The organism is Streptomyces sp. ISL-94, assembly GCF_018614075.1.
Classification (GTDB): Bacteria; Actinomycetota; Actinomycetes; order Streptomycetales; family Streptomycetaceae; genus Streptomyces.
Window position 1 is genome coordinate 27891 of sequence record NZ_JAGGOZ010000098.1, and the last position, 20483, is coordinate 48373.

Below are 20483 nucleotides of genomic sequence, written 5' to 3' on the forward strand. Positions count from 1 at the left end.
TCAGGCAGGGGTCGCGCTCAGCTGCTCGACCACGAGGTCGGCCAGCACCTGCGGTGTCGGGCACTCGTAGAGGAGGTCCGCGGGCCACTCCATGCCGGTCAACCCGGTCAGGTGGTCGCGCAGTTCGAGCGCGGTGACCGAGGTCAGGCCCATGTCGAAGAACTCGCCCTCGGCGTCGATCTCGGACGCGGACTCGTACCCGAGCACGGCGGCCGCGAGGCCCCGCACACCGCCGAGCACGGCCTCCGCCCACTCCGCGCGGGGGAGTCCCGCGAGGGTGGCCCGAAGTTCGGAGTCCTGGGGCCGCGGACCGTCGGGCTGGGGCTCGGACTCGGGCTTCGGTTCGGGCCCGGGCTTCGGTTCGGGCTCGGGCTTCGGTTCGGGCTCGGGCTCGGGCTCCGGCGTGAGGTCTGTCGCCTCTTCCGTAGCCTCCTCGGGCTCCGCGGCCGGCGCGGTCCGCGTCACGTGCGCGGCGTCCAGGAGGCGTACGGCCGTCTCCTCGGTGGACATGGCCCGCCACAGCCCGCTCACGGCAGCCCTCGGGTCGAGGTCGGGGTGGACCGCCACGGCGAGCGAGGCTCCCGCTTCCCGCACGGTCTCCCCCACGGACACGACGGCCACCAGCGGCGCCGCCACGTCCTCGAAGCCGCTGCCGGCCCGGACGATGGCCGCCGCGAGCCGTACGGTCCCCTCCGCGTCCCCGAACTCCACGGCGCCGGCCGGGCGGTCGGCACCGCCGGCCACCAGGCAGTGCGCCCCGGACGCGAGCACGGCGTCGACGGTCGCCGCGGTGAGCGCGTCCGCCGGGCCGGCCACCAGGACGTCCCCCTCGGGACGCCACACACCGGTGCGGCCCAACGGCTCGTAGGCGCGCACGAACAGCCCGTCCGGCTCGATCCGCGTCTCCCGGTACCCCTCGGCTACGGCCGCGCACAGGCGGCTGCGCGCGGGCGCGTCGAGCTCCTTCGGGAGGGTCACGGCGTGGTCGCAGGCGGGCACCACGCCGCTGCCTTCGACGAGGGCCCACCGGGGCACCCCCGCCTCGGCGGCCGGTTCGGTCCCGGGCAGGGCCAGCACGAGGTCCGGGCGCCCGGCACCGCCCGAGCGGACCCGGGCTCCGTGCCGGACCAGGGCGCCCGCGACCGCGTCGGCCAGCTCCTCGTCGCCCGTGGAGGGGGCGAGCAGCAGGACGTCGTAGGCGAGCTCGGGGGCGGGGCCGTCCGGCACCCGCGTCCACCGCGCCCCCTCGAGGACCGGCGCCGCCGCTCCGGAGCGCAGCCGGCCGAGGGCGTCGAGGACCTGGGCCGGTGTCTCGTCGCCCCGCAGGTTCAGCAGGTCGAGGGCGGCGCCGAGGTCGGCGCTCTCGACGGCCGACCAGAACGGATCGAGCGCGGGCGCCCCCTCCCCCGCCTCAGCTGCGGATACGGGTACGGGTACGGGCGCGGCCTGCGCCACATCGGCCGGCTCGGGCCAGTAACGGCGGTCCTGGAAGGCGTACTTCGGAAGCCGCACCGGGGTGGTCGGCCGCCCGGTGTGGACGGCCGACCAGTCGGCCTCCACTCCGTGGGTGTGCAGGAGCCCCAGAGCCTCGACGGCGGTGCGGACGTCGTCGCGGTCGCGGCGCAGCAGCGAGACGGGGCGCACCGGGAGGCCGGGCAGGCACGACTCGACGGCCGGTGCCAGGACGGTGTCGGGTCCCAGTTCCAGGAAGGCCGTGGCTCCGTTGCCGTGGGCTTCGCGGACGGCGTCGAAGAAGCGCACGGAGCCGCGCAGTTGGTCCACCCAGTAGTCGGGGGTGTCCATCGCGTGGGCGGTGCGGACGGTGGAGACGACCGGGATTCCGGGCCGTCCGAAGCGGACCTCGGCTGCGGCCGCCCGGAACTCGGCGAGCGCCGGGTCCACGCGGGGCGAGTGGAAGGCGACGTCCACGCGCAGCCGGCGCGTGCGGTGCCCGCGCTCCGAAAGTTCCAGGGCCGCGGACAGGACCTCCTCCTCGTCCCCGGACAGGACGACCGACCGGGGGCCGTTGACGGCGGCAATGCCCACGCGGTCGGCGCGGCCCTCCAGGACGGCGAGGACTTCCTCCTCCGTCGCCCGTACGGCCACCATGGCTCCCCCGGCCGGCAGTTGGCCGAGGACCCGGCCGCGGGCGGCGACGAGGGCGGCGGCATCGGCGAGGGGCATCAGGCCCGAGACGCAGGCCGCCGAGAGCTCGCCGATGGAGTGCCCGATCAGGGAGTCGGGGGTGACGCCCCAGCTCGACAGCAGCCGGAACTGGGCCACTTGGAGGGCGAAGAGGGCCGGCTGGGTGTACTCGGTGCGGTCCAGCAGGTCCTCCCGCTCGAAGACCGCTTCACGCAGCGGGGTGTCGAGCCGGAAGTGCGCGGACACCTCGTCGAAGGCCTGCGCGTACACGGGGAAGGTCTCGTACAGGCCCCTTCCCATCGCGGGGAGCTGGCTGCCCTGCCCGGTGAAGAGCAGGGTGAGCCGCTGCCCGGCGGCGCGCGCCCGGCGCAGGCCGTCGGCCGTGCCGTCGGACGCCAGGGCCGTGAGGGCGGCGCGCCTCTGCTGTGCGTCGGCGCCGCTCACCATGGCCCGGTGGCGGTGGGCGGCCCGGGTGGTGGACAGGGCCCGCGCCACGGCGGGGAGGTCGGAGGTGTCCGACTCCAGCAGTCGGCGGGCCTGACCGCGCAGGGCCTGCTCGGAGCGTGCCGACAGCAGCCAGGGCACTCCGTCCAGGGCGGGCAGCGGCTCCGGGGTGTCCTCGGGGCTCGGTGCCTGCTCGATCAGGACGTGCACGTTGGTGCCGCTGATGCCGAAGGAGGAGACTCCCATGCGCCGCGGCCCGGTCTCCTCGGGCCACGGCTGCGCCCGGCCGAGCAGGGCGATGTCGCCGGCGGTCCAGTCGACGTGCGGGGAGGGCTCGTCGATGTGCAGGCTCCGGGGCAGCAGGCCGTGGCGGATGGACAGGACCGCCTTGATCACTCCCGCGATGCCGGCGGCCGCCTGGACGTGTCCCACGTTGGACTTGAGCGAGCCGAGCAGCAGCGGGGCCGACCGGTCCTGGCCGTAGACCGCGAGGAGCGCCTGCGCCTCGATGGGGTCGCCGAGGGCCGTGCCGGTGCCGTGCGCCTCGACGGCGGCGACGTCGGCGGGGAGCAGGCCGGCGGCGGCGAGCGCCGCGCGCATCACCTTCTCCTGGGCAGCGCCGTTGGGGGCGGTGAGGCCGTTGCTGGCGCCGTCGGAGTTGAGGGCGCTTCCGCGCAGTACGGCCAGCACCTCGTGGCCCTGCGCGCGGGCCCGGGAGAGGCGTTCGACGAGCACCACTCCGGCGCCCTCGCCGAGTGCGGTGCCGTCGGCCGCGGCGGCGAAGGGCTTGCAGCGTCCGTCGGCGGCCAGTCCGCGCTGGCGGCTGAACTCGACGAAGGGCACCGGTGTGGAGAGCACGGTCACTCCGCCGGCGAGCGCAAGGTCGCACTCCCCCGCCCGTACCGCCTGCGCGGCGAGGTGCAGGGCGGTCAGCGAGGAGGAGCAGGCCGTGTCGACGGTGACGGTCGGGCCTTCCAGGCCGTAGGTGTAGGCGACCCGTCCGGAGAGGACTCCGCCGCCGACGCCCGAGGCGAGGAAGCCCTCTGCGGCGGCGTTCTCCAGGAGGCGGCCGTAGTCCTGGTACATGGCGCCCACGAACACGCCGGTGCGGCTGCCGCGCAGCGAGGCCGGGTCGATGCCGGCGTCCTCGCAGGCCTCCCAGACGGTTTCCAGCAGGATCCGCTGCTGCGGGTCCATGGCGACGGCCTCGCGGGGCGCGACCCCGAAGAAGGCGGCGTCGAACGCGGTCGCGTCGGCCATGAAGCCGCCGTGCCGGGTGCAGGTGGTGCCGGGGGCGGCCGGGTCGGGGTCGTAGAGGCGCTCCAGGGGCCAGCCCCGGTCGTCGGGGAACGGGCCGATGCCGTCGCGTTCGTGGACCAGCATCTCCCAGAGGTCGTCGGGTGTGCGGACGCCGCCGGGGAGCCGGCATCCGAGGCCGACGAGGACGACGGGGTCGTCCGCGTCGGCGGCCGCGGCGCGAACCGCGGGGGCGGCCGCCGGGGCCGTGCCCGCGAGGAGTTCGTCCAGGTGGCGGGCGACCGCCGAGGGGTTGGGGTGGCTGAACACGAGGGTGGCCGGGAGGCGCAGGCCCGTGGTTCCGGCGAGGCGGTTGCGCAGTTCGACGGCGGCGAGCGAGCCGAATCCGGCGTCCTTGAAGGCCCGGCCGGGGTCGACCGCCTCCGGCGAGGCGTGTCCGAGGACGGCGGCGGTGTGTCCGACGACCAGGTCGAGCAGGGTGCGCAGGCGCTCGGGGCCGGTCTTCCCGGCGAGGCGGGCGGCCAGTTCGGAGACGGCGGCGCCGCCCCCGGTGGCGGCGCTGCGGCGTGCCGGTTTCCCGGACAGGTCGCGCAGCGGCGCGGGGACGTCCTCGCCCTGGGCCCGCAGGGCACCGGGGTCGAGCCGGATCGGGGCGAGCACCGGCTCGTCCGAGACCAGGGCGGCGTCCAGGGCGGCGAGGGCGTCCGCGGTCGGCAGCGGCTCGAAGCCGGAGCGGCCCAGGCGCTCCCGGTCGACGCCGTCGGTCATACCGCTGGTGGCGTCCCACAGGCCCCAGGCCAGGGAGATCCCGGGCAGGCCCGCGGCGTGGCGGCGTCGGGCCAGGGCGTCGAGGCCGGCGTTGGCGGCGGCGTAGTTGGCCTGGCCGAGGCCGCCGAGGATGCCCACGGCCGAGGAGAACAGCACCAGGCGTGCCTGGGGCAGCAGTTCGTGGAGGTGGAGCGCGGCGTCGAGCTTCGCCCCGAGCACGCGGTCGAGGCGCTCGGGAGTCAGTCCGGTCACCAGGCCGTCGTCGAGGACGCCCGCAGCGTGGACGACGGTCGTGAAGGAGGCTCCGCCGGCCAGGACCGCGAGATCGGCACGGTCGGTGACGTCGCAGGCGACGGCACGGACCTGTGCCCCGGCCCCGGCCAGCTCCTCCGTGAGGGCGGCCATGCCGGGGGCGTCGGAGCCGCGTCGGCCGGCCAGCACCAGGTCGCGTACGCCGTGTGCGTGGACGAGGTGCCGGGCGACGAGCTGCCCCAGGGTGCCGGAGGCGCCGGTCACCAGGGTCCTGCCGAGCTCGCCGGTCCCCGCCGGAGCGGGGAGGGCGCGCACCAGCCGGGTCACGGTCGCGGTCCCGGACGTCAGCGTGAGCTGGGGCTCGTCCGCGGCGAGGGCGGCGGGGATCGCGGCGAGGGTGGTCGCGTCGAGATCGGCCAGGTCCAGCACCCGGAAGCTGCCGGGGTGTTCGAGCTGGGCGGACCGTACGAGACCCGCGACGGCGGCTTCCGCCACGTCGTGGTGGACCCGGCGGGTGACGAAGACGAGCGTGGAATCCGTACGGCTCTCGTCCGCCAGCCAGTCCTGGACGAGGGTGAGCGCGCCGCGCACGGCCTCGCCGGGCTCGCCTGCCGGAGTCGGCACCAGGACGTGGCGCGCGGGGTCCTGGGTGGGTTGCTTCCCCAGCTGCCGGGCGAGTTCCGGGTCTTGTACGGCGAAGTCCTCGTGCGCGCCGCCGGGGAGGGCCCGGGTCACCCGGTCGGGGCGCAGCAGGTCGCCCCGGTCGGGGCGGCCGAGGGCGCCCGCCGGAAGCTCGCGGAGCACGAGGGTGTCGACCGAGGCGACGGGTGCCCCGGTGGTGTCGGTGAGGGTGAGGCGGACGGCGTCGGGGCCCGCGGCGGACAGGGTCACGCGCACGGTGTCGGCGCCTGCGGCGTGGAGGCGCAGGCCCTGCCATTCGAAGGGCAGTGCCGGGCGGCGGCCCTCTCCCGTGGTGAGGAACCCGCCGAGGGCGACGGGGTGCAGGCACGCGTCGAGGAGGGCCGGGTGGAGGGTGAACGCGCCGGCCTGGTCGGCGTCGGGCAGTGCGACCTCGGCGTGGAGGTCCCCGTCGCGTCCCCGCCACAGTGCCCGCAGGCCGCGGAAGGCCGGGCCGTAGATCAGGCCGGCGTCCTCCAGGGTCGCGTAGAGGGCTTCGACGTCCTGGGGTTCGGCGCCGGCCGGCGGCCACGCGGTGGTGGCGGCCACCGGTTCGGCGGCGTTGGGCAGGAGGACGCCGGTGGCGTGCGTGGTCCAGTGGCCCGCCCCGGTGAGGGTGTGCAGGGTCAGTCCGCGCGAGCCGTCCTCGGCCGGGGCCGTGATGTCCACGCGCAGCCGGATGTCGCCCTTGTCGGGGAGGACGACCGGGGTGAGCAGGGTGAGCTGGTCGACGGCGGCGCAGCCGGCCTCGTCCGCCGCCCGGGAGGCGAGCTCCGCGAGGGCCGCGCCCGGCAGGACCACCTGTCCTTCGACGGTGTGGTCGGCGAGCCAGGGCTGGGCGGCCAGGCCGAGCCGGCCGGTGAGCACCAGGCCCTCGGCGGCGCGCAGGGCGGCGCGCAGGACGGGGTGGTCGACCTCGTCGAGGCCCAGGGCGCCCGCGCCGCCGGTGCCGGGGCCGGGGCGCAGCCAGTACGGCTCGGTGAGGAAGGTGGTGGTGGGCAGGTCGATCCGGCGGGCTTCGGGCCAGAGCGCGGACCAGTCGGGGCGTACGCCCTTCACGTACAGCTGGGCGAGGGCGTGCAGCAGTTGCCCGGGGCCGCCTTCGTCGCGGCGCAGGGTGTGGGCGACGGCGGTGTCGGTGCCGAGCGCGTCGACGGTCTCCTGTGCGCCGGTCGTGACCACCGGGTGGGGGCTGACCTCCAGCAGGGTGGTGCAGTCGCGCCGGACGAGGGCGGTGACGGCCTCGTCGAAACGGACGGTCTCGCGCAGGTTCCGGTACCAGTAGTCGGCGTCGAAGGCGTCGGCGGCCTCGATCCAGCGGCCTTCCACGGAGGAGAAGAAGGGGATTTCGGGGGCGAGCGGGCTGACGGGGGCGAGGGCCTCCAGGACCTGCGCGCGGACGCCTTCCACGTGCGCGCTGTGCGAGGCGTAGTCCACGTCGACGCGCCGGGCCCGTACGCCGTCCTCCTCGCAGGCGGCGAGGAGTTCGTCGAGGGCGTCGGTGTCGCCGGAGACGACCACGGAGGCCGCGCCGTTGACGGCGGCCAGCGACAGCCTGCCGTCCCAGCGGCGGAGCCGGTCGCGTGCCTCGTCGGCGGGCAGCGCGAGGGACATCATGCCGCCGCGGCCCGAAAGGGTGGTCAGGGCCCGGCTGCGCAGGGCGACGACACGGGCGGCGTCCTGGAGGGTGAGGGCGCCGGCCACGCAGGCGGCGGCGATCTCGCCCTGGCTGTGTCCGGCGACGGCGGCCGGGCGGACGCCGAGGGAGCGCCACACCTCGGCGAGGGCGACCATGACGGCGAACAGGGCGGGCTGGACGACGTCGACCCGGTCCAGGTCCTGTTCGCCGCGCAGAACGGCGGTCAGCTCGAAGTCCACGTAGGGGGCCAGGGCGCTCTCGCACTGGGCTATCCGTTCCCGGAACACCGCGTTGGTGTCCAGCAGGCGCACGGCCATGTCCCGCCACTGCGAACCCTGGCCGGGGAAGAGGAAGGCCACGCCGCCGCTCGGCCCGGTGGTCCCTTCGACGACGGCGGGCGAGGGCCGGCCGGCGGCCAGGTCGTCCAGTGCGGCGAGGAGTTCGGCCCGGTCGCCGCCGAGGACGACCGCGCGGTGCTCGTGGGAGGCGCGGGTGGTGGCCAGGGAGAGGGCCACGTCCTCGGGGCGCGGTTCCTGCGGGTGCCCGGTCAGGAAGGCGGTGAGGGTGGCGGCCTGGGCGCGCAGTGCGGCGTCGGAGCGGGCGGACAGGGTCCAGGCCAGGGGGCCGGGCCCGGCGGGCGACGCCGCGGGGGTCTCGGCACTTTCGGCGCTCTCGGCGCTCTCGGCGCTCTCGGCGCTCTCGGCGCTCTCGGCGCTCGCCGGCCGCTCGGCGTCGGGCCGTTCGGCGGTCCGGTCGTCCACCGGCAGCGGGGGTTCCTCGAGGATCACGTGGGCGTTGGTGCCGCTGACCCCGAAGGAGGACACGGCAGCCCGGCGGGGTTCCGTACCGGCGGGCCAGGGTGCGTCCTCGGTGAGGAGTTCCACACCCCCCGCCGACCAGTCCACGTACGGGGTCGGGGCGTCGAGGTGCAGGGTCCGGGGCAGTACCCCGTGCCGCATGGCCATGACCATCTTGACGATCCCGGCGACGCCCGCGGCGGCCTGGGTGTGCCCGATGTTGGACTTGACCGATCCCAGGCGCAGCGCCCGGGTGCGCTGCCTGCCGTAGGCGGCGAGCACGGCCTGGGCCTCCACCGGGTCCCCGAGGGGGGTGCCGGTGCCGTGTGCCTCCACCGCGTCGACCTGCTGGGGGGTCAGGCCGGCGTCGACGAGGGCCTCGCGGATGACGCGCTGCTGGGCGGGGCCGTTGGGTGCGGTGAGGCCGTTGCTGGCACCGTCGGAGTTGACGGCGGTGCCCCGGACCACGGCGAGTACGCGGCGGCCGGCGGCCAGGGCGGTCGCGAGGCGTTCGACGACGATGACGCCGGCGCCCTCGGACCAAGCGGTGCCGTCCGCCCCGGCGGCGAAGGGCTTGCAGCGGCCGTCGGGGGCCAGGCCGCGCTGGCGGCTGAACTCCGCGAAGGCGGCGGGGGTGGCCATCACCGTGGCCCCTCCGACGAGGGCCATGTCGCACTCGCCCCGGCGCAGGGAGCGGACGGCCAGGTGGAGGGCGACGAGCGACGAGGAGCAGGCGGTGTCCACCGTGATGGCGGGGCCGCGCAGGCCCAGCTGGTAGGCGACGCGGCCGGAGACGACGCTGCCGGCGCCCTGGGCGCCCGGGTAGTCGTGGTGCATGACGCCGGTGAACACGCCGGTGCGGCTGTCGCGCAGCGAGCTCGGGTCCAGGCCGGCGCGCTCGACGGCCTCCCAGGACGTCTGGAGGATCAGCCGCTGCTGGGGGTCGGTGTGGAGCGCCTCCTTGGGCGAGATCCCGAAGAATCCCGCGTCGAACCGGGCGGCGCCGTGCAGGAATCCGCCCTCGCGGACGGTGGTCGTGCCCGGGTGGTCGGGGTCGGGGTGGTGGAGCGTGTCCAGGTCCCAGCCCCGGTCGCCGGGGAAAGGGGTGATCCCGTCCCGGCCCTCGGCGACGAGCGACCACAGGTCGTCGGGGGACTCGACGCCGCCCGGGTAGTGGCAGGCCATGCCGACGATGGCGACCGGCCCGGCGGATCGCTCCTCCACGGCGCGCAGCCGCTGCCGCGTCGACTGCAGTTCCGCGGTCACCCGGCGCAGGTAGTCGCGGAGCTTGTCCTCGTTGGTCATCGGGAGCGTTCCTCCAGTCCCGGCAGCGGGCTGCCGAGCTCGGCGTCGATCAGGGCGAAGACCTCGTCGTCGGTCGCCGAGGCGAACGTGGTGACGGGTTCTGTCGCGGTGTGGGGCGTCAGGTGGTCGAGCAGGCCGCGGACGCGTTCCGCGGTGCGGTCGCGGGACACGTCGTCCGTGGCCGCCGCCGTGAGGGCGGCGGCCAGGCGGTCGAAGACCGCGAACAGGGTCGGCAGGTCGGTCGCCTCGGACTCGCCGGCGAACCGCTCGTCGAGGTGGGTGACCAGATCGGCCGGGGTGGGGTGGTCGAAGACGAGCGTGGCCTCCAGCGACAGGCCGACGGCCGTGCCCAGCCGGTTGCGGAACTCGATGGAGCTCAGCGAGTCGAACCCGAGTTCCTGGAACGACCGGTCGGATTCGATCATGGTGGCGTCCGCGTAGCCGAGGACGGCCGCGGCCTGTCCCCGGACCAGCGCCGACAGCCTGGCGCGCCGCTCGTCGGGGCCGAGGCGGGCCAGGCCCGGGTCGGCGGCGGGGGCTGCCGCCGTGGTGCGCACCAGGCTGCGCAGCACGTGCGGTACGACGGCGGCCGGACCGCGCCCGAGCCGCAGGACGGTGACCGCCGGGTGCGGTCCGGCGAGGGCCGCGTCGAGCAGTGCGAGGGCCGCCCCGGTGGGAAGCGGTTCGATGCCGCCGCGGGCCAGGCGGTCCCGGTCGGCGGCCATGCCCTCGTCGAGCGCCCACGGCCCCCAGGCCACGGACACGGCCCGGCGGCCGGCTGCGGCGCGCTGTCGGGCGAGGGCGTCGAGGAAGGCGTTGGCGGCGGCGTAGTTGCCCTGCCCCGGGCCGCCCAGTACGCCCGCCACGGAGGAGAACAGCACCAGTTCGGCCTCGGGCAGCAGGTCGGCGAGGTGGGCGGCGCCTTCGGTCTTGGGCCGCAGCACCCGCTCCAGACGGTCCGCGTCGAGGGCGGTGACCACTCCGTCGTCCAGTACTCCCGCGGCGTGCACGGCCATGGTCACCCGGCGGCCGGCCAGCAGGGTCTGCAGGGCGACGCGATCGGCCACGTCACAGGCGGCCGCCTCGACCCGGGCGTCCAGCCCGGCCAGCCCGGCCGGGACCCGGCCGCTGCGGCTGACCAGCAGCAGGTCGCGTACGCCGTGCCGCTCGACGAGGTGGCGGACCACCGGTCCGGCGAGGGCGCCGCTCGCACCGGTCACCAGGACGGTGCCGGCCGGGCGCGGTTCGGGCGCCGGCGCCGCGGCCGGTACGCGGACCAGCCGGGCTCCCAGCACCCGGCCGTCGAGCAGGCGCAGGTGCGGTTCGTCGGAACCGAGCGCGCGGTGCAGCGGCGCGAGGTCCTCGGCATCCACGAGGCCGAAGCGGCCGGGGTGTTCGGACTGGGCGGAGCGCACCAGTCCCCAGGCCGCGGCCGTGGCCAGGCCGGGGGCGGTGGTGACGAGGACCAGCCGCGCGGACGCGAACCGGCGGCCGGCGAGCCACTGCTGGAGCCGGCCGAGCACCTCGGTGGTGAGGGCGCGGGCGGCCGGGGCCCCCTCGGCGGCGCCGGACGGGGCGGCCGGGACGGGCAGGATCACCACCGGCGGCACGTCCGTCAGGGTGTCCAGGTCCGCGGCCCGCACCAGCCGCGCACCGGAGGCCTCCAGGGCGGCGCCGATCCCCTCCGGGTCCGGGCCGACGATCGCGTAGCGGGCCCCCGGTGACGGCTCGGGGGTCTCTACGGGCAGCCACTCCACCTGGTGGAGCGGCTCGGCCGGAGCGTCCGCCCGGCGCAGCACCACCGAGTCGACGGAGGCCACGGGCGCGCCCGCGTGGTCCGTGAGGAGGAGCTCGACCGCGTCGGCCCGGTGGTGGACCATCCGTACCCGGGCGGCGGTCGCACCGGGGGCGTGCACGCGTACGCCGGACCAGGCGAACGGCAGGTAGGGACTGTCCCCGTCGAGGGCCGAGGTGAGGGCCACCGTGTGCAGGGCGGCGTCGAGGAGCACGGGGTGCAGCGCGTGCTCCCCGGTACCGCCGTCGCGAACACCGTCGGGTACGGCTACGTCCGCGAAGACGGCGTCGGCGGTGCGCCAGGCGCGGCGCAGGCCCCGGAAGGCCGGCCCGTACCCCGTGAGCGTCTCGTAGAGGCGGGTGACGTCGAGTTCCTCGGCGTCACCGGGCAGGGCCGGGGCGGCCGGCGGCTCCTCGGGTGCGGGGGCGAGGACGCCGGTGACGTGGCTCGTCCAGCCGCCGTCCCCGGTGCGGGCGTGGATCCGGAAGGCCCGCGTACCGTCGGGCTCGGCGAGGTCTACGACGAGGCGCAGGTCGGCCTCGCCCGATGCCAGCGGTGTGTGGGTGACGAGTTCGGCGATCCGCGGGCAGTGCAGCCGGGCTCCCGCCCGCAGGGCCAGGTCGACGAAGTACGTCCCGGGTACCAGGACGACGCCGTCCACGGCGTGGTCGGCCAGCCAGGGCTGCTCCGCCGTGGAGATCCGCTCACTGAACACGTGTCCGTCCGGCAGTTCGACCTCTTCGGCCGCGCCCGGCGAACTCCCGGACGGGGTCCGGGTGGTGGCGACCCAGTGGCGCTCGCGGGCGAAGGGGTAGCCGGGCAGCGAGAGCCGTCGCGGCCGGTCGGGCGCGGGCAGGCTGATCGCGGCGCCCTCGACCCAGCCCCGGGCCAGCTCGCGCAGGTCGTCGCCGTGGACCGGTGCGGCGGAGCGGCGCCTTCGTCCGCGGTACCAGCCCGTGCCGGTGCGGAGCGCGTCGGCGAACTCGGCCGTCGTCGTGGCGACGACGGCGAGCCGCTCGTCGAGGTGGTCGCGTCCGGACCAGAGCGTGAAGGCGAGCGCCGCCGGGTCCACGCCGCCGCCGGTACCGGTGAGGCGGCGCGTCAGCTCGGCCGGGGTCGTCCCCCCGTCGACGTGGAGCCGGACGCCGAACTCCTCCTCGACGCGGCGGGCGAAGCGGGACAGGCGCGGGTAGTCGAGGCCGAGTTCCGCGAAGGGTTCACCGGGATCGACGGGGAAGCCCACGACCTCGGTCAGGATCCGATCCAGGGCTTCGGGGCCCGCGCCCCGGCCGGCCCGGTCGAGGTGGGCGAGCATCCGCGCCACGGTCTCGTCGAGCCGGGCGGCGTCCTTCGCGGAGAGCACGAAGAGCCGGGGACGGTCCTCTTCCGGGGCCTGCGGGCCCCGCGCGACCGGGTGTTCGGCCAGCACCACGTGGGCATTGGCGCCGCCCGCGCCGAAGGAACTGATCGCCGCGGTGAGCGGAGCGTCCGCGGGCGGGTTCCAGGGTTCCAGGGTGCGCTGCACGCGGAACCGCGAACCCGCCCAGTCCACCGCCGGGTTGAGCGGCTCGGCATGCAGCGAGGGCGCCAGTGCGCGGTGGCGCATCTGGAGGACGACCTTGGTGAGGGCGGCGATGCCCGCCGCCGACTCCAGGTGGCCGATGTTCGACTTCACGGAGCCGATGGGCCAGGGCCCCCGGCCCGCGCCGACGGCGTCGAAGGCCCGCTCCAGGGCGGTGATCTCGATCGGGTCGCCCAGGCTGGTGCCGGTGCCGTGGGCCTCCAGGTAGCCGAGGTCGGCGGGGTCCACTCCCGCCGCCGTGAGCGAGTCGCGGACGAGGGCGGCCTGCGAGGCCGGATCGGGCACGGAGAACCCACCGGTGTGACCGCCGTGGTTGAGGGCCGTACCGCGGATGACTGCGTGTACGTGGTCTCCGTCGCGCAGCGCGTCGCGCAGCGGCCTCAGCAGCACCACGCCGACGCCCTCGCCGGGCACGTAGCCGTCGCCGCCCTCGCCGAAGGCCCGGCAGCGGCCGTCGGTGGAGAGGAAGGACGACTGGCTGAGCAGCAGGTACTTGTTGGGGTGGACGTGCAGGTTGACGCCTCCCGCGAGGGCGGCCTCGCACTCGCCCCGCCGGATCGCCTCGACGGCCAGGTGCAGCGCCGTCAGCGAGGAGGAGCACATGGTGTCGAGCGCGATGCTCGGCCCCTTGAGGTCGAGGAAGTAGGAGACGCGGTTGGCGATCGACGCGCTGAACGACGAGGGCACGAGGCCCGGTTCCTCCCGGACGCCGTGCAGTTGGTACTGGTTGTACATCACGCCCGCGAACACGCCGACTGCGCGGCCCCGCCAGGCGGAGGGGGCGTGTCCCGCCTCCTCGAAGGCGTGCCAGGCCTCCTGGAGGAACAGCCGCTCCTGCGGGTCGAGAACGGCGGCCTCGTTGGGCGAGACGTGGAAGAAGACAGCGTCGAACTCGTCGATGCCGTCGACGAATCCGCCCCAGCGGCCGTACGAGCGTCCGGGCACGCCCTTGGCGTCGCTGTGGATCGCACGGTGGTCCCAGCGGTCGGCGGGCACCTCGGTGATGCCGTCACGGCCGGCCTTTAGGTTCTCCCAGAACTCGTCGAGCGTGCGGGCGCCCGGGTAGCGGCCGCTGATCCCCACGACGGCGATCGCGTCCTCCTCGTCACCGGTGCCGGCGGAGGCCCCCGGCAGGGGGGTCGCGGGGGCGGTGACGGGGGTGACTGCCGCGGCCGGAACGGCGGGGGCCGTGGCCGGAACGGCGGGGGCCTCGGCTGTGGGGGCCGCGACCGCGGGGGCGAACCGTTCGGTGATCTCGGCCGCCGAGCCCACGAGGGCCACCAGGTGCGGGCGGCCGCTGCCGGCGGCCCGCAGCATGATGTCCACCGCGGTCGGGGTGTCCATGGCCCTCAGGCCCATCCGGCGCAGCGCGCGGTCGTCGAGCGGCATGCCTCCGTCCGACCAGCCGGGCCACCCGATCGACACGACCCCCGGCTTGCCCTCGGCGAACCGGTCGAGGAAGGCGTTGGCGCAGGCGTAGTCGGCCTGGCCCTGGTTCCCCCAGGCGGCGGCCGTGGACGAGCAGAGCACGAGGAAGTCCAGCCCCAGGTCCCGGGTGGCCTCGTACAGCAGGCGGGTGCCGGTGACCTTGGGCGCCAGTACGGCGCGGACGTCCGCGGCGCTCTTGCCCGCGATCAGCCCGTCGCGCAGCACACCGGCGGCGTGCACCACGCCGTCCAGCGCGCCGAACCGGGAGAGCGCCCGGTCGACCACGCGGCGCACGTCCTCGGCGCGGGAGACGTCCGCGCCGACCACCTCCACCTCGGCCCCGAGGGCGGTCAGTTCGGCGCTCAGCGCCGCGGTCGCCGCTGAGTCGGTGGCCGTCCGTCCGCAGAGCACGAGCCGGGCCCGCACGGTCCGCGCCAGGTGCCGGGCCAGGGACAGGCCCACGCCGCCGAGCCCGCCCGTGATCAGGTACACGCCCCGTTCGCGCAGCCGGGCCGGCCGGTCCGGGGCCGGGGTGGGCAGGATCTCACGTACCAGGCGCCTGCCCGCTTCGTAGCGCACCTCCACGTCCGGTACGCCCGCGGCAAGCTCGGCCAGGGCATCGGCGCGTTCCGGGGAGCACACCACCGCGGCGCGTACGCCGGGCTGCTCCCGGTGGAGCGTACGCAGCAGACCCGCGACCGCCGAGGCCGCCGCACCCAGGGGCAGGTGGCAGACGATCCGTACGGGGCTGCGCCGGTTGCGCAGCAGGGCGGCCGCGAAGCCGGTCAGGGCGACGGCCTCACCCTCGACGTCCTGCGGATCGGCGGGGGTCCAGAGCACGTCGCAGGCGTCGTGCTCGGTGAGCAGCGCCGCCCAGTCGCGCCCGGTCCTCGCGTCGACGGTCAGGACGGAGGCCGGTGCCGGAGCCCGAGTCGGTGCCGGCGGCAGCGGCGCGTCACGCCAGCGGGACTCGAACCAGACCACCTCGGCGGGCACGTCCTCGCGTACGTCCTGCTCCAGCGGCGCCCCGACGGCCCGGCGGGCCCCGCCCTCAGGCAGTCCGTACACGCCCAGGTACTCGACCAGGGCCTCAAAGGAGCTGTGCTCGAACAGCAGGGTGGGCGAGAAGTCGGTGCCGTACGCCCGCTCCAGGTCGGCGGCGATGCCCAGCAGGGCTGTCGAGTCCAGGCCCAGCTCGTAGAAGCCCGCCTCCTCGTCGAACTCGGCCCGGCCGAGCCGTTCGGCGAGCAGGCCGCGCACCAGGCCGGCCGTGGTCTCCCCGACGGGCAGCCCCCCGGACAGCGCGGTCCCCGCCGGCTCCGCCGCGCGCGGGGAGCCGTCCAGCCGGGTGATGGCGTCCTCCTCCCGGACACGCTTCGAGGTGAGGCCCCGCAGCCACAGCAGGACGCCGCCATCGGCGTCGAAGAAGCGCAGGTCGCAGGTGGTCAGGTCGCCGGCCGGGCCGGTGGCGCGGGGCGGGGTGGCGTGCACCAGGGTGCGGTCCCCGACCGGCCCGCGGGCCCGGAAGGAGTCGATGAGCATCGGGATGTAGGGCCGGGCCGCCTCGCCGGCCCCGGCCGTGGCGAACTGCGTCGGCAGCAGGGTCGACGAGTCCAGCGCGGCCGGGTGCAGGTGGAAGTACTCCGCGTACGCGGCGGCCTCCGGGCCCAGCGACAGGTCCGCGAGCAGCTCGCGCTCGCCGACGTGCAGGGTGCCCCGGGCACGCATGAACTCCCCGTGCTCGATGCCGGTCCGGCGGACGAGCGCGTACAGGTCGGCCATGTCGGCCGTGAGGGGCATGCCCGCGCGCAGGGCGGACAGGTCAACGGCCTCGGCCGGGAAGGGCACGTCCAGGTGGAGCCGGCAGTCGAGGACCGGTTCGCTCTCGCCCGTGGGGCGGCGGGTTCCGGTGACGGAGACCCGGTAGCCGTCCGCGTCCGCCGTGAACTCCACCCGTAGTTCGGTGTCGAAGTCCGGGCCGGCGGCCACGGGGTTGCGGAACAGCACGCGGCGCAGCTCCACGCGGGAGGTGTCGACGCCGCGAGCCCGCAGGATCCGGTAGATCATGTCGAGGAACGACACTCCGGGCAGGATGCGCGTGCCGTGCACGCGGTGGTCACGCAGCACCGGGTCGGTACCGCGCACCACCACGGAGCAGGTCAGGCCGTCCAACAGGTTCATTTCTTTCCTTCCGGCACGGCGGAGAACTCGAGCTCGAAGAACGGCGCGGGGGCCGGTGCGGGCGTTCGCGCGGGCGGTTGTACGGGCTGTGCGGGCTGTGCGGGGGCGTCCGCGGGCGCGTCGAACCAGAAGCGCCGCCGCCGGTAGCGGGGCGGGTCCAGCGGTCCGCGCGCGGGGACGTGGGCTTCGGGTGCCTGGCGCACCACCATGTGGGCGTTGGTGCCGCCGAACCCGAAGGAGCTGATGGCGGCCCGGCGCGTACCGTCGCGGCCCGTGAACCCGCGCGGCTCCCGTACGGGGAACAGCGGCGACTCCTCGAAGCGGAAACGGCGGTTGAGGGTCGCGCAGTGCAGCGTCGGCGGCAGCTGCGCGTGGTGGACCGACAGCAGGACCTTGATCAGTCCGGCCATGCCGGCCGCACTGAGGGTGTGTCCGATGTTGGTCTTCACGCTGCCGACGCCGCAGAAGCCGACCTCGTCGGTGCGGGCGCGGAAGGCCTCGGTGAGCGCCTTCAGTTCCATCGGGTCACCGATCATGGTGCCGGTGCCGTGGGCCTCCACGTAGCCCAGCTGGGCCGGGGAGACACCGGCGTCGGCCAGGGCCGCCTCGATCACCTCCCGCTGTGCGCGCGGGTTCGGTGTCGTGATGCCCATGGTGCGGCCGTCGTTGTTGACGGCGCTGCCCTCGATCACCGCGTAGATCCGGTCGCCGTCGCGCACGGCGTCGGACAGCCGCTTGAGCAGCAGCGTGCCGGCGCCCTCGCCGAGCACGATGCCGTCGGCCCGCTCGTCGAACGTGTGGCAGCGCCCCGTGGGCGACAGCGCGCCCGCCCCGCTCATCCCGACGAAGGGCACCTCGTCGAGGAGGATGTCGACCCCGGTCGCGAAGGCCAGGTCGCACTCCCCGGTCCGCAGGCCGGCAGCGGCCATGTGCACGGCCACGAGCGCGCTGGAGCAGGCCGTGTCGACGACGACGGACGGTCCTCGCAGGTCGAGGTGGTGGGACAGCTGCGCGGCGATGAAGTTCTGCGCCATTCCGCTGATCGAGTGCGGACCGGCGGCGGCGACGTGTGCGCCGTAGTTCGCCGCACGGGCGCCCGCGAAGACGCCCACGCGCCGGCCCGCGACCTCCTCCGGGGTGAGCCCGGCGTCGGCCAGGCACTCCACGCCGGTCTCCAGGACCTGCCGGACCAGGGGGTCGACGTGTGCGGCCCCGGCCGGGTCGATCCGGAAGTGCTCCGGGTCGAAGTCCTCGATGGCGTCGAGGAAGCCGCCCCACTTGCTGACCGTGGTGCCGGGCTGCGGATCGGGCCGCCAGAAGCGGTCCTTGTCCCAGCGGGAGGGCGGCACCTCCGTGACGGAGTCGGTCGCCGACATCAGGTTCCGCCAGAACGTCCCGTGGTCGGGGGCGCCGGGGAAGTGGGCGGCGATACCGATGACGGCGATGTCCTCACGCCGCGCGGCCGCTCCCTCGACGGGAGCGCCGGACACGACGGCCTCAGCCGGCGCCGGGGCCGGAGCCGAAGCCGTGACCTCGGCAGGGGCCGGCGGGACGGCGGGCGCGATGGCCGGGACGGCGTCCTGCGAAGGGGGCGCGAGGTCCGGCACCAGGTCGCGCAGGGCCTCGGCGAGGAGGGCCACGGTCGGGTTCTCCAGGATGGTCGAGGGCTCCGCGACGACGCCGAGCTCCCGCTCCAGCGCGGCGAGGATCTGGGCGATCATGATCGAGTCCACACCCAGGTCGGCGAAGTCCTCGTCCCCTCCGATCGCAGCGGGGTCCAGCCGGAGCATCGAGGCGAGCACCCCGGTCACACGGCGGACGAGTCCGTCCGCGGCCGCTACCCCGCGCGGGGCCGCCGACGGAGCCGGCGCGGGCGCCGTCCCGTCCGGCCGGCCCGGCGCGGGCACGGCCAACAGCCGGGCTGCGTCGAAGCGTCCGGCGTCCACGACGCAGGGCAGCACGACCGGGTCGGGGCCGCTCATGGCGCGGTCCAGCAGGTCCAGCCCCGCTTCGGGGGCCAGGGTGCGCAGGCCGAGGTCCCGGTAGGCCGGGGTGTCGACCTCGGGCATGCCGGCCGCACGCCAGCTCGGCCACTGCAGCGACCGGATGACGGGGGCGGATTCACCGCCGGTGGCGGTCCGGTACTCGGCGACGCGGTCCAGCACGGAGTTGGCCAGCGCGTAGTCGCTGAGGCCCACGGCCAGCGCGGGCACACCGCCCGCGACGGACGAGTACAGCACGACGAAGCGCAGCGGGTCGCCGGCGCAGCCGTCCAAGACGGCCTGGAGCCCTGAGGTCTTCGGTTCCAGGACCCGCTGCACGTCCTCGGTCCGCTTACCGATGAAGGCCGGGTCGCGCATGACGCCGAGTCCGGCGCAGTGCACGATGCCGACGATCGGGCCCATCTCGCGCCGGGCACGGTCGAGCACCTCGGCAATCCCGTCCAGTGGACCGGTCTCGACCGCGATCCGGACCCCGGGGCGTTCCAGGGTCGCGAGGTCGCGCAGCCTGGCCGCGAGGGCCGGGTCGGTGCCGGGGTCCGCGAGGAGGGTGGGCCACTCGGTCCGGGCGGGCAGCGGGGTGCGGCCGAGAAGCACGAGCCGGTCGGCGCCCCGCTCGACGAGCCGGGCCGCGAGCAGCCGGCCCAGCGCGCCCGTCCCTCCGGTGATCACGACGGTCCGGCCCGCCAGGTCCGCGGACCAGTCGGCGGAGGCGGGCACCCCGTCGGCGGGGCGCAGCACCGGCCGGAGCCGTACGCCCGCCCGTACGCAGGCCTCGGTGACCGGGTCGGTCGCCGCGAGTTCGGCAGCGGCCGCCTCGCGCAGCGCGGCCGGCTCCAGGGTGTCGAGGTCGAGGGTGCGGGCGGACAGACCGCGGTACTCGGCCGTGAGCATCCGGACGAGGCCCGCGTAGGCCGCGCCGCGCAGCGTGGGCCGCTCCGTCCGGAAGGTGGTGAGCCCCCGGGTCAGGTGGAGATAGGTGAAGCCGCGGGTGCGGTTCGCGGTGACCAGTTCGCGCAGGAGCGCGATCCGAGACCAGTCGGGGTCCGGCGCGGTGAGCGGCGTGTCCGACACGTCGGCCAGGTCGATCACGGCCGTCGCGAGGCGGGCCGCTTCCGCGATCCGCCGGGCGGCGTCCTCGTCGCCGTCGTCCATGCGGACCACGGTGGCGTCGGGGCCGAAGGCCCTCGTGGCGAGGGACTCGTTCTCGGCGCGGGCCAGCACCAGGATCCCCGCGGGCAGTTCGGCGGGGGGCAGCGGGGCGGCCTCCCATCGCTTGACCAGGAGCAGTGCGGAGTCCTGCGGGGCGGACGTGCCCGCGGTAGCGGCCGGCGCCGTGAGCCAGTGCCGTTCGCGGGCGAACGGGTAGGTCGGCATGGACGTCGGCTGCGGCCGGTCGGTACGCAGCGCGGCCCAGTCGATGTCGGCGCCGTCCTGCCAGAGCCGTGCGAGCCGGTCGAGCCGTCCCTCCCGGACCAGACGGGCGAGGTACTCGGCGCCCTCGGGTTCGGACAGCCAGGCGTGGTCGCCGTCCGTACCGCCGTGGGCGTGCTCGGCAGCGAGGTGGCCGGCCAGCTGTTCGCGCAGGTCGCGGGTGGAGCGGGCGACCACCGCGAGCCGGGCGGCCATGGGGACGCGGGCGACCTGGGAGGTGTACGCGAGCGAGGCGAGCGACGGGGCGGGCACATCCGTACCGCCGGCGCCGATGCCGGCGCTGCCATGGTCCGCGTCCGCATCCGTGTCCGCGTCAAGGAACTCCACCATCGCGGCGGCGTACCGGCGCAGGGCGGCTTCGTCCCTGCCCGACAGCAGGAACACCTCCTCGGCGTCGTCCCGCAGCGGGGCCGGGGGCGCGCTGGCGGGCGCCTCCTCCAGGACGACGTGTGCGTTGACGCCACCGAAGCCGAAGGAGCTGACGCCCGCGCGCAGCGGCAGGGGTGCGCCGTCGGCGTCCGCGGGCGCCCACGGGGTCGTCTCCCGTACGGGCCGGAACGGCGTACCGGTGAGGTCGATCAGCGGGTTGAGCGTCTGGAGGTGCAGTGTCTTCGGCAGGGTGCGGTGCCGCATCGCCAGCACCACCTTGATGACTCCGGCGACGCCTGCGGCGGGTTCCAGGTGGCCGATGTTGCTCTTCACCGTGCCGACGCCGCAGGGCGTGGCGGGTCCGTCGGCCAGGGTCCGGTGGGCCCGGACGAGGCCGTCGATCTCCACC

The 20483-nt window shown here is 75.8% G+C and carries 3 protein-coding genes (1 of these 3 only partly in view); all 3 read right to left on the bottom strand.

What is annotated here, in order from left to right; genetic code table 11:
- Tightly spaced (each overlapping or abutting the next), the 3 genes in view from J7E94_RS34970 to J7E94_RS27520 form a layout consistent with a single transcriptional unit that may run on beyond the window.
- Complete coding sequence (locus J7E94_RS34970) at window positions 1–9285, bottom strand: type I polyketide synthase (protein WP_251057303.1); 9285 nt, start codon at window positions 9283–9285, stop codon at window positions 1–3.
- Window positions 9282–16271, bottom strand: coding sequence for an SDR family NAD(P)-dependent oxidoreductase (locus J7E94_RS27515; RefSeq protein WP_215019506.1), 6990 nt, complete (start codon window positions 16269–16271; stop codon window positions 9282–9284). Before J7E94_RS27515 ends, J7E94_RS34970 begins: the two co-directional genes overlap by 4 nt.
- Window positions 16268–20483 carry the end of an SDR family NAD(P)-dependent oxidoreductase gene (locus J7E94_RS27520; RefSeq protein ID WP_215019507.1) on the bottom strand. 15473 nt of this gene lie beyond the right edge of the window, so the window shows 4216 of its 19689 coding nt (coding positions 15474–19689); its start codon lies off the right edge, out of view; its stop codon occupies window positions 16268–16270. Before J7E94_RS27520 ends, J7E94_RS27515 begins: the two co-directional genes overlap by 4 nt.